Origin of the sequence: Lysobacter sp. Root76 (genome assembly GCF_001428685.1) — a bacterium.
In the GTDB taxonomy this organism is placed as follows: Bacteria; Pseudomonadota; Gammaproteobacteria; order Xanthomonadales; family Xanthomonadaceae; genus Lysobacter.
Map to the genome: position 1 here is coordinate 75,614 of NZ_LMIK01000005.1, position 13,347 is coordinate 88,960.

A 13,347-nucleotide genomic window follows, 5' to 3' on the forward strand; every position below is an offset into this window, starting at 1 on the left:
GGAAACACCGCCATGAACGCCACCACGCCGCAGCGCGTCGAACACCAGCTCACCGACAAAGGCTACGTGCCGGTCTATACGACCGCCGTGGTGGAGCAGCCGTGGTCGACGTATAGCGCCGGCGACCATGCGATGTGGGCGCAGCTGTTCGAGCGCCAGCAGCAGGTGCTGGTCGGCCGCGCCAGCGACGAGTTCCTGACCGCGCAGCGCGCCATGCACATGACGCCCGACCGCATCCCCAAGTTCGACGACCTCAACGCCGTGCTGCGCGCGGCCACCGGCTGGGAACTGGTCGGCGTCGAGGGCCTGCTGCCGGAACTGACCTTCTTCGATCACCTGGCCAACCGCCGCTTCCCGGTGACCTGGTGGATCCGCAAGCCCGAGCAGATCGACTACCTCAGCGAGCCCGACCTGTTCCACGACCTGTTCGGTCACGTGCCGCTGCTGATGAACCCGGTGTTCGCCGACTACATGCAGGCCTACGGCCGCGGCGGCGTGAAGGCGCACGCGATCGGGCCCGAGGCCCTGGTCAACCTGACCCGGCTGTACTGGTACACGGTGGAATTCGGCCTGATCAAGCAGGCCGACGGGCTGCGCATCTACGGCAGCGGCATCGTCTCGTCCAAGAGCGAGTCGATCTACTGTCTGGATTCGGACGCGCCCAATCGCATCGGTTTCGATCTGGAGCGGATCATGCGCACGCGCTACCGCATCGATACCTACCAGAAGACCTACTTCGTGATCGACAGCTTCGAACAGCTGATGGACGCGACCGCGCCGGACTTCACCCCGCTCTACGCCCGGCTCGCCGAGCAGGGCTCGGTGCCGGCCGGCGATGTGCTGTCCGGCGACGCCGTCTACCACCGCGGCACCGGCGAGGGCTGGCTCAACGACGGCGACGTCTGAGCGGCGCCGGGTGCCGGAACTCCGCGGCACCGACGCGCGGACGACTGGATGCAGCGCAAGGAGCGGCCAGCGCGCCGCTCCATCGGGCCTGCTACGGCCGATGATGGACACGCCCGCGACGCACCGGCGCAGTGCTCATAGCCGAACGGAATGTCGTCGCCGTGGCCGCGATCACGCCGGGCGCGAACTTCCGGCCGCGATCGCGGTACCCGAGGCGGCGACGGGTTTGCGCGGCGCATGCTTGCGGTCCAGCCACACCTTTGCGATCACCGCCGCGACCAGCGGACCGAACCAGGCGAAGTAATGCAGGGCCACGCCGTCCGCCGCCGGCAGCAGGCGCGGCAGGCCGATCGCCAGGAAGGCGACGTGAGTGGCGATGCCGTTGCCCAGCATCGCGCTGTAGTGCTCGATCATCCACCAGCGCGGCCGCGCGGCCAGCCGCTGGCGATGCCGGCGCTTCTTGAGCGTGTCGTAACCGACGAACAGGCCGATCGACGAGAAGCCGATGAACAAGGGCGAGCCGTCGCGCACGCCCAGCGCGAGCACGCCCAGGCCGGCCAGCAGCGCCAGCACGCCGGAGGCGACGTACACCGGTCCGGTGTAGCGCACGACATCGTGCTTGTCGCGGATCGCGCGCCACGCGGCCCAGACGCCGTTGGCGGTGATCGCCACCAGGTATCCCAGGAACACCGCGATGTAGAGCTGTCCCTGCAGGTAGCGCACCACGGCCATCGGCACCGCAGTGATCAGGATGCCCAGCATCGCCAGCAGATAGACCTGGCCGAAACGGCGATGCAGCGGGCTGCCCTTGCGCAGCGCGGCGGCGGCCCAGAACGTGCCCAGCGCGACCACGCCGATGGTTCCGTGCGTGGCCACCAGCATCGAGTAAGCAGTCATGACAGCGGCTCCTTGGCGGTTTCGCACAGCCTCCGCTGCCGCCGCGGCGCGGCGCAGTGTCGGCGGTCACCGCCGCGACCTGCCGGAAGTCACCTTTCGCCGAACGGGCATTGCCAGCGGTCGCGGGCGCACGCAGCATGGCCGCATGAAGTCGCTATTCGAACGAGTGATCCTGGGCAACGCGTTCCTGCGCGTGATCTTCCAACCGCTCAACCTGCCGGCCTTGCTGACCTGGCTGGCGGTGGCGCTGTCGTTGCGTTACGACAACGCCGACGACGGGCTCTGGCAGTGGCTGGCGATGGCGGGTTTCGGCCTGGCCTTCCTGATCGGCGATTTCGTGCCGCGCGACCGGCGCGTGGCGACCGCGCTGCTGCTGGCGGCCGAAGCGGTCTGCGCGCTGGCGGTGACCTGGACCGCGCCACGCGGCGGCACCGCACCGGCGCTGCTGGTGATCCTGTCGGCGCAGCTGGCAATGATCTATCCGGCGCGGGTCACGCTGACGGCGACCGTGTTGATCGATCTGGCCCTGTACCTGCTGCTGCGCGCATCGGGCCACAACTCGGCCCTGATCGTGGTGCTGATCTTCGCCGGCTTCCAGGCATTCTCGTCGCTGATCGCGCACTACGCGCGCCGAGCCGAAGAGGCCCGCGACCAGCTCTCGCGCGTCAACGCCGACCTGCTGGCCACGCGCGCCCTGCTGGCCGACAGCGCGCGCGACGCCGAGCGCCTGCGGGTGGCGCGCGAACTGCACGACGTCGCCGGGCATAAACTCACCGCCATGACCTTGAACCTGCGCGCGCTCGCCGCCGATCCGGACTACGCCAAGCGCTCCGAAATCGCGATCGCGCAGCGCCTGTCGACCGAACTGCTGGGCGACATCCGCAACGTGGTCCAGGCCCTGCGCGACACGCGCGGGCTGGACCTGGGCGTGGCCCTGCGCGCACTGGCCGCGCCGCTGCCGCGGCCGCGCCTGGAGCTGAGCATCGCCGACGATGTCCACCTCACCGATCCGGCCATCGCCGAAACCATCCTGCGCCTGGTCCAGGAAGCGCTGACCAACAGCGCCCGCCATGCCGATGCCGAACACGTACGGGTGACGATCGTGCGCGACGGCAAGCGGCTGCGGGTCGGCGTCGAGGACGACGGCCATCTGCGCGGCACGCTGTGCGAGGGCAACGGCCTGGCCGGCATGCGCGAGCGCGTGACCGCGGCCGGCGGCACCCTGGTCCTGCAGACCACGCTGCGCGGCGCGCTGCGGATCGACGCGGAGCTGCCCGCATGAGCCCGCCGCGGATCGCACTGGCCGACGATCAGGCCCTGGTCCGCGCCGGTTTGCGCGCCTTGCTGGAGCTGCAGGGCGTGAGCATCGCGTTCGAAGCCGACGACGGCCAGGCGCTGCTGGACCGTCTGCAGGAAACGCCGGTCGACGTGGTGCTTAGCGATATCCGCATGCCCGGGCTGGACGGGATCGAGGCCTTGGTGCGGCTGCGCGAACGCGGCGACCGCACCCCGGTACTGCTGCTGACCACCTTCGACGACGGCGACCTGCTGCTGCGCGCGACCGAGGCCGGCGCACAGGGCTTCCTGCTCAAGGACGCCGCGCCGGAGGATCTGTACGACGCGATCGTGCGCGTCGCCGCCGGCGACACCCTGCTGCAGCCGGTCAGCACCGAGCCGGTGCGCGCGCGTTACCGCTACCACGCCGACGACGCGCCGCGCGCGCTGTTCACCGAGCGCGAAGTCTCGGTGCTGCGGCTGATGGCCGGCGGCTATTCGAACAAGGAAATCGCACGCGCGATGTTCCTGGCCGAGGGCACGGTCAAGAATTACGTGTCGGTGATCCTGGAGAAGCTGGACACCCGCGACCGCACCCGTGCGGTGCTGAAGGCGATCACGCTACGGGTGATCTGAGGCTGCGCAGGCGCGGCCGAAGAGGGCCGCTGCAATGAGCCAAGCCGGCAAACGGCTGGCTGGTGCGAGCTCGATGGGAACGGGCTCGATGGGAGCGGGCTCGATAAGTACGGACTTGATGGGTACGGGTTCTCGGGCCCGGGCCCGGGTCGGCGTGGCGACCACAACCCTCTCCCGCGAACGGGAGAGGGCGGTGTGCGGAGGCGGCGCGGGGCCGCGCTCCGCGAGACGGGCGATCAGGCCGCGGCGTCCTTGAGCTTCTTCAGCGGACGCACCTTGACCTTCACCGAAGCCGGCTTCGCAGCGAACCACTGCTCTTCCTTGGTGAAGGGGTTGATGCCCTTGCGCTTCGGCTTGGCCGGCACGTTGACGGCCGTGATCTTCAGCAGGCCCGGCAGGGTGAACGCACCCGCGCCCTTCTTGCTGATCGACGCGTGCACGGCGCCTTCCAGCGCCGACAGCACCGAGCGGATGTCCTTGGCGACCACACCCGTGGTTTCGGCCAAGTGGGCGACCAGGCCCGACTTGCTCAGCGCTTCCTTGATCGGCTTCGGAGCGGCCGGCTTGGCGGCAGCCTTCGGAGCCGCCTTCTTCTTCGCTACAACTTTCTTCTTCGTCGCCATTTAATTGTCCCGGTGATGCTCGATGAATGGATGGTTTGCCAGGAAACCCCTTCGGCAAGGCGGAATGTAGGACAACACGGCGGCCGCGCCAAGCGCCGAATGGCGGAAAAAGCGCTTTTTTTTCACTTGCGCGCCCGAGCGGTCGCCGACGCGGGTGCGGAACGGCTCGAAATCGGGTCGAAAACGCGCCGCGCCGCAGCAGGAATGGCACCGCGAAAGCGGCCCGAATGCGCCGCGTCGACCGTCGTCACGCGCTCCTCGCGCGCGCTCCGCGGTTCAACGGACGTCGGCAGGATTGGCGCCGACCGAACGCAGATAGGCGTCGAGGCCGCGCTCGCGGCTGTCGCCGAAGGTCTCGCCGGTGGCCGCGTACTCGACGATGCGGTCGGGCCGGAAGTTGCGGAAATCGCCGCGCAGGCGGCACCAGGCGCCCAGGGTCCAGCTGCCGCCCCAGAACGACAGGCACAGCGGTTCGACCTCGCGCTGGCTGGCGCGCGCTTCGCCGTCGCGGTAGAGCAGGCGCAGCACGCGCAGGTCGGAAATCGCCGCATGCAGGACGTCGATCAGGCCGCTGGCCTCGATCCGGTCGCCGAGCTGGGGCGCGAAGATGCGGGTGCGCCGGCTGCGGTCCTTGAGCTCCGGCGGCAGCACCGCCTCGATCTTGAGCAGGGCCGCGGTCGCGCTTTCGCCCAGGCGCTCGCCCGCGAACGCGCGCACGAAGCGCGTGCCGACCACCAGGGCTTCGAGCTCGTCGGGACTGAACATCAGCGGCGGGATGTCCGACCCCTTGCGCAGCACGTAACCGACTCCGGCCTCGCCCTCGATCGGCACGCCGGAGCGCTGCAGGTCGGCGACGTCGCGGTAGACCGTGCGCAGCGATACCGCCAGCGTCTTTGCGAGCTGCTGGGCGGTGATCGCTTGGCGGCGTCCGCGCAGGGCATGGATCAGCAGGAACAATCGGTCGGCGCGGCGCATGCCGCATGATCCCGCGACGCGGGTCCGGGCTCAACACGGGCGGGGGAACGGGGCATGGCGGTGGGTGTTTGGGTGTCGGCTGGGGGGAGCGATTGAGATTCGTCTGGCTGGGTGGGAGAGGGTGTGGATGTCGCTGGATGCGCGCGCTTGTGGGGATGGCGGGTAGCGGCATTGCGCGGTGGCGCGGCGCTTGCGCTTGCCCTCACCCCAGCCCTCTCCCGCGAGCGGGAGAGGGGGCCAAGAGCGCCTGAAAAGGACTATCGAGCGCTATTGCGCGAAATACTGAGGCTCGCACTTCGGACGGCGGCGATCCGACGCTCGCCTTACGAAGCGACCGCCAATTCCGTGTCCGAATCGCGGCCGTGGCGCGGGTCGCCGACCGCTGCGGCCATCGCCATGGCGCGGGCCACCGTCGCGGCCGCGGCCTTCCGCGGTGCGTCGGCGTCGGCCAGCTCGGAGCGCACGACCGGGCCCAGCCGCAGCAGTACCGGGGCCGCGGCCAGGTCGCCCAACATCGCTTCCACCAGCACGTCGCGCCAACGCGGGTCCAGGTTCAGCGCGCGTGTCGCGTTCGCCCAATGGTCTTCGTCGGCGTAGCGCGCGAACCACACGAACACCCGCTCGCCCTCGCGCACGGGCAGGCGCGGGAAGCTGTTTTCGCTGGGGTCGGTCAGGTAGGTCGCGACCAGTTCCGCGCCCGAAGCGCGCAGCAGCGGCGCGAACGCAGAGTCGAACAGCTCGCCGAAACCGTCCTCGGCCGGTGCGTTCAGCGAGCAGATGCCGGCGACGTAGACCGCCTCGGGCAACTGGCTGGCGCCGACCGGCGCGCGCGCCGCCGGCGCCGGCGGGAAGCCGGAGCCCGGGCGCGCGGGCTTGAGCAGCAGCACGTCGTCGTTGTCGAGCAGGGTCGCGTTGGCGGCCTCGCGGTGGCGCTGCCAGACCGGCCCGGAGTAGAACGAATTCAGCGCCGCGGCGCGCTCGCGCATGCCCGGGAAGCCACGCACCCAGACGTAGCGGTCGGGCCCGTCGAGGTCGCGGAACTGGCCGATCACGTGGATGCCGACCGCTTCCTGGGTTTCGATGAACTCCCGTTCGAACAGGCCGATCAGATCGTCGCGCCGCCCCGGGTTCATCGTGTACTGGCGCAGTTCGATCACCGCGTCGTCGTGGACCAGGCGGCCGCTTTCGTCGATCCGGCGCATCCACATGTGCCAGTTGGTTTCCCAGGTCTTGCCGCCGTCGGCGGAGAAGGCCTGGTGCCAGTGCGCGGCGTTGGCGCTGATCTGGTCCCAGGTGAACTTGGCCAGGACCGGGCGGCCTTCGTGCTCGGCCGCGCCGACGAAGGTGCCGACGCCGTCCTTGAACGCGCCCACCACCGGCGGTTCCAGCACGCCGTCGTGGTTGCCGGCCCAGTACAGGCTCCATTGCCGGGTTTCCGGATTGAACAGGCGCAGGGTCATGCCGAGGAATTTCTCGGCGCTGCCGGGGCGGCCCCAGTCGCTGACGAAGTCGTCGACGTTGCCCAGGCCGCCGAGGATGGGCTCGCAGCGCTGGCTGGCCTCGAACACCTCCCAATCGGTCGAGCCGGCCAGGCGCTCGCGCAGGCGTTCGTTGCGGATCGTCCAGCGGCCGTGGAAGAAGTCGAAATCGTGGCGGCCGTCGTTGGCGGATGTGCTGTCGTTCATGACATGTCTCGCTGCGCGCTTGCGCGCGTGGGGTTCACGGGATCGTTCTGCGGGCGGTAGCGCGGCGCTCAGGCCAGCCGGGTCATGTGCATGACCCAGTTGGTTTCCCAGGTCTTGCCGCCGTCGGGCGACAGCGCCTGTTCCCAGCGCAGGCTACGTTCGTTGATGCCCGACCAGACCGCGCGCGAGGGCAGCATGCGGCCCTGGTGCGCTTCCTGGCCTTCGAACACGCCGACGCCGTCGCGGAAGGCGCCGATCAGCGGCGGTTCCAGTACGCCGTCGCGGTCGCTGGCCCAATACACGTACCACTGCCCGGTCTGCGGCCGGTACAGGCGCAGCGCCATGCCGACGATGCCGCCGCCCCAGTCGGTGGTGTAACGGTCCATGCTGCCCAGGCCGCCGAGCACCGGTTTGCATTCGTCGACGGCGTCGAACTCGATCCACTCGTCGCTGCCGGCCAGGCGCTCCTTGAGGCGGCGGTTCTTGACCTGCCAGCGGCCGTGATAGAAGTCGAAATCGTGGCGGCCGTCGCGGCGGTCGTCTTGATGGGACATGGCGGGGCGTCCTGTCGGGGAAGGGGTGGCGGCGTGCGCGAGCACGGCGGTCGCGGGCAGCGCGGCGGCGATCGCCGCCGCCTGGGCGGCCACGCCCCATTGCAGGATTCGTCGTCGTTGCCGGTCCATGCTGACGCTCCGCCTGTGCCTATCGCACCGGCACAGACTGCGCCTGGGCTGCTGCCAGCCTGCTGTCAGTAGCCTGGCTTGCGAATTCACGGCACCGGGTCGGGCGCGCGCGGGAAAAACACCGCGATGCAGAAGCCGCAGCCGTCGATGCCGTCGCAGGGATGCAGGCTGGCGCCGTGGATCTGGGCGATCCGCGCAACCAGCGACAGGCCGATGCCGCTGCCGCTGTCGGGGCGTCCGGGCGTGGACTGGCCGGGCACGCGGAAGAAGCGGTCGAAGATGCGGTTGCGGTCGGCCTCTGGCACGCCGGGGCCGTTGTCGGCCACGCGCAGCTCGACGCCGGCCACGCCGTCGCGGGTCGCCTGCAGGCACGACACCGCGACCTGGCCGTCCATGCCGGCGTAGCGCACCGCGTTGTCGATCAGGTTTCGCAGCAGGATGCCGAGCTGGTCGACGTCGCCCAGGATCCTGCAGGGCTCGGACTGCAGGCTCACGCGCTGGCGGCGGTCGCGGGCCAGGGTTTCGAAATCCCGCACCACCAGCACCACCAGTTCCGACAACGACACCGGCAGCAGCGGCGCGGCATCGACGCCGGCGTCCAGCCGCGCCATGTCCAGCAGCTGCTCCGACAGTCGCGCGCTGCGCTGCACGCCGGCGGCGAGCCGCTGCAGCGCGGTGTTCTTCTCCTCGATGGTCTCGGCGCGCAGCGCCAGATCGGCGTGCGCGGTCAGCACCGCCAGCGGCGTGCGCAGCTCGTGGGCGGCGTCGGAAATGAAGCGGCGCTCGTGCTGGACCGCGTTGTCGACGCGCTGGAGCTGGCCGTTGAAGGCGTCGACCAGCGGCCGGAATTCGCTGGGCAGGTCGGGCGCGACCAGCGGAGTGAGATCCAGCGGCTTGCGCTGCAGCAGGGTGTTGCGCAGCGCGGTCAGCGGCCGCAGAGAGCGCCCGATCACGCCCCACACGGCGATGCCGAACAGCACGAAGATCAGCGCCGCCGCGAGCACGCTCCAGGCGATCCAGCCGCGCATCTCGTTGGCGATCTGGTACTTGGAGCGGCCGACCTGGACGGTGATGCCGCGCTGCGGATCGGTGAGGCTGTACACGCGCCAGCGCTCGCCGTCGATCACGCGCGTGACGAAACCGTCGGCGTAGTCCGGCTTCAGCGGCTCCAACGGCGCGGCCGGCGAATAGACCACGTTGCGGCCCTCGACCCAGACCTGGAAACTCATCTTCCAATCGCGCGCGCCGTTGGGGATGGGCGGACGCGCGCGCGCCGGCAGGTTCTTCAGGCCGTCGGGCATCGAGCCCAGGACCTGCGCGGCGATGTCGCGCAGCGAGGCGTCCCACAGGCCGGTGCGCTCCATGCGCTGCTGCCAGACCTGGCAGCCCATCCAGACCAGCCAGGCCACCATCACCGCCTTCAGCAGCACCCAGGTCAGGCGCCAGCGCAGCGAACGCGTCCTCATGCCGAGGCGCCGCCGATGCGGTAGCCGTAGCCGTGCACGGTCGCGATGACGCCGTCGCCGAGCTTGCGCCGCAGCTGGTGCACGTAGACCGCGATGGTGTTGCTCTCGATGGTGCCGGAACTGCCGTACACGGCCTCTTCGAGCTGCTCGCGCGTGACCACGCGGCCCTGGCGTTCCATCAGCAACATCAGGGTGCGGAACTCGTGCGCGCTCAGCGTCACCGGCTCGCCGTCGCGGCTGACTTCGCGCCGCGCCGGATCCAGCACCAGGCCGCCGCAGCTGAGCACCGGCGACACCCGGCCCTGGCTGCGCCGCATCACCGCGCGCAACCGCGCGTACAGCTCGTCGGGCTGGAAGGGTTTGACGATGTAGTCGTCGGCGCCGGCGTCGAGGCCGACGATGCGGTCGCTGAGCTTGTCGCGCGCGGTCAGGATCAGCACCGGGGTGGCGTCGTAGCGCCCGCGCAGCGCCGACAGCACGCTCAGGCCGGAACTGCCGGGCAGGCCCAGGTCCAGCAGCACCGCGGCGTAGGTGTGGTCGACCAGCGCGGTCTTGGCCAGGCCGGCGTCGCCGACCCAATCGACCTCGAAACCGTTCTGGCGCAGGCCGTCGCGCACCGCCTCGGCGAGCATGACGTCGTCTTCGACCAGCAGGATGTTCATTGCGGCAACCGTATCCGGACTTCGTGATGGGAGCGAGCGGAGCGAGTGCGGAGCGTGACGCGGCGCGATTAAGAAGTTCTTAAAGCCTTTAAAAACTTCTTAAAACCCGGCGCGCAGGATCGATCGTGCCGGCCCACCCCACGGGCCGTATCGAACGGAGATCGCCATGCTCGTGTCGTCTCGTCCCGTTTTGGCCCTGATCCTAACCCCGGCGTTGCTCGCAGGCTGCGCCTCCATCCCGCGCAGCAGCACCCCGCTGGCCGAAATCGCCGCCCTCGACTGCGACCGCCTGGTCGAAGAACAAGCCCTGGCCGAGCGCACCCGCGACGCCGCCAGCCGGGCCCGGCGCGGCGCCTGGAAGGCGGTGCTGCCGATCGCGGTCGGCGTGCGTTACGCGTCGGCGGGCTCGGCGCTGTCCGACGCGCAGCGCCGCCTGCAGCTGATCGGCGCCCGCCGCAGCGCGCAGCAGTGCGCACCGGCCGCCGGCGAAGCCGGAATCGTCGACCTGGGAGCGGAGGTATGAACCTGTCGTCCCCCACCGCGAACACGCCCGAACGCAGCCATCTGGCCCTGGTCGCCGCCCCCGCCGGCATGCACGCCCGCAGCGTGCAACGTGCCGACCTGCCGGCCTTGCTGCGCCTGTGCGAAGAGCACGCGGCGCAGAGCGCATTCGAGCGCCTGCCCTATGGCCATGCCCGCGACGGCCTGCTGGAACTGCAGGAAGCGCTGTTCGAACCGCCGCTGCGGGCCTGGGCCTGGGTCGCCTTCGTCGACGGCGAAGCCGCCGGCTACGCCAGCGCCACGGTCGGCTTCTCGCTGCTGGAACGCGCCTACCACCTGTGCCTGGAAGGCCTGTATGTGCGCGCGGCCTGGCGCGGACACGGGCTCGAACCGCTGCTGTTCGAACAGGCGCTGGCGGCGGCCGAGCGCTTCGGCTGCATCAACCTGCAGTGGCAGGCGCCGGCCTGGAGCGAAGCCGCACGCGCATTGGACCTGCCGCGGCGCGCGACCCGCATGGAAGCGCTGCGCTACGTGCTGCCGGTCGCCGCCGAGGCCGGATGACGCCATGTCCGATCCCGATCCCACCCCAGGCGCCTGGCCGGTGCCCATCGCCATGGCGCGTCGACCGCGCCGACACCGCGCGCGCCGCGCGCTCCTCCTCCTATTGATCATCACCGCCCTCATGACCGCACTCTCGCTCAGCGCTTGCCGCAGCACCGCCTACCCCGACTCGCCGCAGTACCGCGAAGGCAGTTTCCGCAATCCGATCAAACCCAAGACCGTGGGCTGGCGCGAAATGCCGGCGATGCTCTGGCGCTTCGCCTTCGACAAGCCCGCCGACACCGTGCCGGAAACGGCGCCGCCGGTGGCGACGCTGACCCACGAGCAATTGCTGGCCGCGCCCGACGGCAGTCTGGTGCGATTCGGCCATTCGACCGTACTGCTGAAGCTGGACGGCGCGTTCTGGCTGACCGACCCGGTATTTTCCGAACGCGCCTCGCCGGTGCAGTGGGCCGGCCCCAAGCGCTTCCATGCGCCGCCGATGACGATCGCGCAGCTGCCGCCGATCAAGGGCGTGATCCTGTCCCACGACCACTACGACCATCTCGACAAGGCCGCGGTGCTGGAACTGGCGGCCAAGACCGAACACTTCCTGGCGCCGCTGGGCGTGGGCGACCTGCTGATCGACTGGGGCGTGGACGCGGCGAAAGTGCAGCAGCTGGATTGGTGGCAGTCGACCACGATCGACGGCGTGCGCTTCGTCTCCACGCCCTCGCAGCATTTCTCCGGGCGCGCGATGTTCGCCGACAATCCGACCCTGTGGACCTCGTGGGTGATCCGCAGTTCGTCGCTGAACCTGTATTTCAGCGGCGACACCGGCTACTTCGACGGTTTCAAGGCGATCGGCGAGAAGTACGGCCCGTTCGATCTGACCCTGCTCGAATGCGGCGCCTACAACCCGCAATGGTCGGGCGTGCACATGCTGCCGGAGCAGACCCTGCAGGCGCATCTGGATCTGCGCGGCCAGCGCCTGCTGCCGATCCACAACGGCACCTTCGACCTGGCCATGCACGCCTGGACCGACCCGATGGAACGCATCACCGCCCTGGCGCGCCACGCCGGCGTGGAGACGCTGACGCCGGTGATGGGCACGCCGGTGAACCTGCACGCGCCGCCGGCGACCTCGGCATGGTGGCGCACGGCGCGTTGATCGGTCGTGCGATGCGATAAGCCACGGGTGTGCGGCCTGCGCGGTAGCTCGTAGTCGCGATGATGCGGTTGCCACCGCATCCTACGGCCTCCGACGCGACCGTAGGATGCGGTAAGCCGCAAGGCGCACCGCATCGGCCACGATGATTCGCGATCCCTGCGATGCGCGAATCGGCGCATTCGCCGGCCGCGCTTTACTCAGACATCGCGAACAGATCGGACTGCGCGGCGTAGCCGTCCTCATCGACGAAGCCCGACAGCCCCACGCCGACCAATCGATACAAGGTGTCGGCCGGATGCTCGACGCGCGCGCGCAAGGCGCAGGCGATGTCGGCCAACTCCTGTTCGCTGGCCGGCGGCGCCGGCTGGGTCAGACTGCGGGTGAGGGTGCGGAAGTCGGCGGTCTTGAGCTTGAGCACCACCGTGCGCGCCAGCCGTCCGGGCTCGCGCCGGTAGCCGGCCCAGGTTTTCTCGGCGAGGCGGCGGATATGCGGTTCGAGTTCGTCCAGGCGCAGATCGCTGGCGAAGGTGTCCTCGGCCGAGATCTGCAGGGTCGGCCGCTCCGGTTCGACCGGGCGCTCGTCGATGCCCAGCGACAGCTCGTGCAGGCGCCGGCCCCAGCGGCCGAAGCGCTGCTCCAGCGCAGTCCCGCCCAAGGCGCGCAGGTCGGCGACCACGCGCACGCCGAGCTCGACCAGCTTGGCCTCCATCACCTTGCCGACACCGGGCAGCCGGCCCACCGGCAGGGGTTCGAGAAAGGCTTCGACCTGGTGCGGGCGGATCACGAACAGGCCGTCGGGCTTGCGCCAGTCGGACGCGATCTTGGCCAGGAATTTGTTCGGCGCCACTCCGGCCGACGCGGTCAGCCTGGTCTCCGCGCGGATCGCGTCGCGGATCGCTTCGGCGGTGGCGGTGGCCGACGGCAGGCCGGTCTTGGTGCGGGTGACGTCGAGGTAGGCCTCGTCCAGCGACAAGGGTTCGATCAGGTCGGTGTGGCGGGCGAAGATCTCGCGCACCTGGCGCGAGACCGCCTTGTAGCGCACGAAGTCCGGCGGCACGAACACCGCCTGCGGGCACAGGCGCTCGGCGCGCACCGCCGGCATCGCCGAGCGCACCCCGAACACGCGCGCCTCGTAGCTGGCCGCGCACACCACCGAGCGAGCGCCGCGCCAGGCCACCACCACCGGCACGCCGCGCAGGGAAGGATCGTCGCGCTGCTCGACCGACGCGTAGAACGCGTCCATGTCGACGTGCAGGACTTTACGGCTGGGGGCGGACACGGCGGCGCGGACGATGCGGAAGGCCCGCATCGTACCGCGCCGCCCCCC

At 70.1% G+C, this 13,347-nt stretch carries 14 protein-coding genes; 6 read left to right on the forward strand and 8 right to left on the reverse strand.

Annotated features, from left to right (window positions below):
- Positions 1 to 12: 12 nt before the first annotated feature.
- Positions 13 to 906: a phenylalanine 4-monooxygenase gene (phhA, locus tag ASE10_RS07675; RefSeq protein WP_055905492.1), complete on the forward strand. Its 894-nt coding sequence runs from the start codon at positions 13 to 15 to the stop codon at positions 904 to 906.
- A 171-nt stretch (positions 907 to 1,077) separates the two neighbouring features.
- On the opposite strand, the gene ASE10_RS07680 is transcribed toward phhA, so the two are convergent.
- Positions 1,078 to 1,803 carry a hypothetical protein gene (locus ASE10_RS07680; RefSeq protein WP_157481126.1) on the reverse strand — a complete coding sequence of 242 codons (726 nt, stop codon included), beginning with the start codon at positions 1,801 to 1,803 and terminating at the stop codon, positions 1,078 to 1,080.
- A 145-nt stretch (positions 1,804 to 1,948) separates the two neighbouring features.
- On the opposite strand from ASE10_RS07680, the gene ASE10_RS07685 reads away from it, so the two are divergent.
- Entirely contained in the window at positions 1,949 to 3,085 is a 1,137-nt protein-coding gene (locus tag ASE10_RS07685) for a histidine kinase (protein WP_055905498.1), read from the forward strand.
- The gene (locus tag ASE10_RS07690) at positions 3,082 to 3,714 is read left to right on the forward strand and encodes a response regulator transcription factor (protein WP_055905500.1); all 633 of its coding nucleotides are present in this window, start codon (positions 3,082 to 3,084) and stop codon (positions 3,712 to 3,714) included. Before ASE10_RS07685 ends, ASE10_RS07690 begins: the two co-directional genes overlap by 4 nt.
- A 236-nt stretch (positions 3,715 to 3,950) precedes the next feature.
- Here the strand turns inward: ASE10_RS07690 and ASE10_RS07695 are convergent, their stop codons facing one another.
- From ASE10_RS07695 to ASE10_RS07720, 6 genes are all read right to left on the reverse strand, one after another.
- Positions 3,951 to 4,337 carry an HU family DNA-binding protein gene (locus tag ASE10_RS07695; RefSeq protein ID WP_055905503.1) on the reverse strand — a complete coding sequence of 129 codons (387 nt, stop codon included), beginning with the start codon at positions 4,335 to 4,337 and terminating at the stop codon, positions 3,951 to 3,953.
- A gap of 276 nt (positions 4,338 to 4,613) precedes the next feature.
- Positions 4,614 to 5,312 carry a YafY family protein gene (locus ASE10_RS07700; protein WP_055905506.1) on the reverse strand — a complete coding sequence of 233 codons (699 nt, stop codon included), beginning with the start codon at positions 5,310 to 5,312 and terminating at the stop codon, positions 4,614 to 4,616.
- A gap of 323 nt (positions 5,313 to 5,635) precedes the next feature.
- Entirely contained in the window at positions 5,636 to 6,997 is a 1,362-nt protein-coding gene (locus tag ASE10_RS20080) for an NIPSNAP family protein (protein WP_056306207.1), read from the reverse strand.
- Between the two features lie 68 nt (positions 6,998 to 7,065).
- The gene (locus tag ASE10_RS07710; RefSeq protein WP_055905819.1) at positions 7,066 to 7,551 is read right to left on the reverse strand and encodes a hypothetical protein; all 486 of its coding nucleotides are present in this window, start codon (positions 7,549 to 7,551) and stop codon (positions 7,066 to 7,068) included.
- Between the two features lie 215 nt (positions 7,552 to 7,766).
- Complete coding sequence (locus ASE10_RS07715) at positions 7,767 to 9,146, reverse strand: ATP-binding protein (RefSeq protein WP_055905512.1); 1,380 nt, start codon at positions 9,144 to 9,146, stop codon at positions 7,767 to 7,769.
- Entirely contained in the window at positions 9,143 to 9,808 is a 666-nt protein-coding gene (locus ASE10_RS07720) for a response regulator transcription factor (RefSeq protein ID WP_055905515.1), read from the reverse strand. Before ASE10_RS07720 ends, ASE10_RS07715 begins: the two co-directional genes overlap by 4 nt.
- Before the next feature lie 166 nt (positions 9,809 to 9,974).
- On the opposite strand from ASE10_RS07720, the gene ASE10_RS07725 reads away from it, so the two are divergent.
- The 3 genes from ASE10_RS07725 (at position 9,975) to ASE10_RS07735 (ending at position 12,020) form a co-directional block, all read left to right on the forward strand.
- Positions 9,975 to 10,331, forward strand: a complete 357-nt coding sequence (locus ASE10_RS07725) for a hypothetical protein (RefSeq protein ID WP_157481127.1) — start codon at positions 9,975 to 9,977, stop codon at positions 10,329 to 10,331.
- Entirely contained in the window at positions 10,328 to 10,870 is a 543-nt protein-coding gene (locus ASE10_RS07730) for a GNAT family N-acetyltransferase (protein ID WP_055905520.1), read from the forward strand. The genes ASE10_RS07725 and ASE10_RS07730 overlap by 4 nt, the downstream gene beginning before the upstream one ends.
- A 121-nt stretch (positions 10,871 to 10,991) precedes the next feature.
- Entirely contained in the window at positions 10,992 to 12,020 is a 1,029-nt protein-coding gene (locus tag ASE10_RS07735) for an MBL fold metallo-hydrolase (RefSeq protein ID WP_082559799.1), read from the forward strand.
- 193 nt (positions 12,021 to 12,213) lie between these two features.
- Here ASE10_RS07735 and dinB read toward each other — a convergent pair whose 3' ends face one another.
- Positions 12,214 to 13,329, reverse strand: a complete 1,116-nt coding sequence (gene dinB / locus ASE10_RS07740; protein WP_055905523.1) for a DNA polymerase IV — start codon at positions 13,327 to 13,329, stop codon at positions 12,214 to 12,216.
- Positions 13,330 to 13,347 lie beyond the last annotated feature (18 nt).

Excerpts from the sequence above, each read along its gene's own strand:
- ASE10_RS07710 (WP_055905819.1), bottom strand. The coding sequence starts at position 7,551 with ATGTCCCATCAAGACGACCGCCGCGACGGCCGCCACGATTTCGACTTC.
- ASE10_RS07680 (WP_157481126.1), bottom strand. The coding sequence starts at position 1,803 with ATGACTGCTTACTCGATGCTGGTGGCCACGCACGGAACCATCGGCGTG.
- ASE10_RS07720 (WP_055905515.1), bottom strand. The coding sequence starts at position 9,808 with ATGAACATCCTGCTGGTCGAAGACGACGTCATGCTCGCCGAGGCGGTG.
- dinB (WP_055905523.1), bottom strand. The coding sequence starts at position 13,329 with ATGCGGGCCTTCCGCATCGTCCGCGCCGCCGTGTCCGCCCCCAGCCGT.
- ASE10_RS07715 (WP_055905512.1), bottom strand. The coding sequence starts at position 9,146 with ATGAGGACGCGTTCGCTGCGCTGGCGCCTGACCTGGGTGCTGCTGAAG.
- ASE10_RS07700 (WP_055905506.1), bottom strand. The coding sequence starts at position 5,312 with ATGCGCCGCGCCGACCGATTGTTCCTGCTGATCCATGCCCTGCGCGGA.
- ASE10_RS07735 (WP_082559799.1), top strand. The coding sequence starts at position 10,992 with ATGACCGCACTCTCGCTCAGCGCTTGCCGCAGCACCGCCTACCCCGAC.
- phhA (WP_055905492.1), top strand. The coding sequence starts at position 13 with ATGAACGCCACCACGCCGCAGCGCGTCGAACACCAGCTCACCGACAAA.
- ASE10_RS07695 (WP_055905503.1), bottom strand. The coding sequence starts at position 4,337 with ATGGCGACGAAGAAGAAAGTTGTAGCGAAGAAGAAGGCGGCTCCGAAG.
- ASE10_RS07685 (WP_055905498.1), top strand. The coding sequence starts at position 1,949 with ATGAAGTCGCTATTCGAACGAGTGATCCTGGGCAACGCGTTCCTGCGC.
- ASE10_RS07730 (WP_055905520.1), top strand. The coding sequence starts at position 10,328 with ATGAACCTGTCGTCCCCCACCGCGAACACGCCCGAACGCAGCCATCTG.
- ASE10_RS07725 (WP_157481127.1), top strand. The coding sequence starts at position 9,975 with ATGCTCGTGTCGTCTCGTCCCGTTTTGGCCCTGATCCTAACCCCGGCG.
- ASE10_RS20080 (WP_056306207.1), bottom strand. The coding sequence starts at position 6,997 with ATGAACGACAGCACATCCGCCAACGACGGCCGCCACGATTTCGACTTC.
- ASE10_RS07690 (WP_055905500.1), top strand. The coding sequence starts at position 3,082 with ATGAGCCCGCCGCGGATCGCACTGGCCGACGATCAGGCCCTGGTCCGC.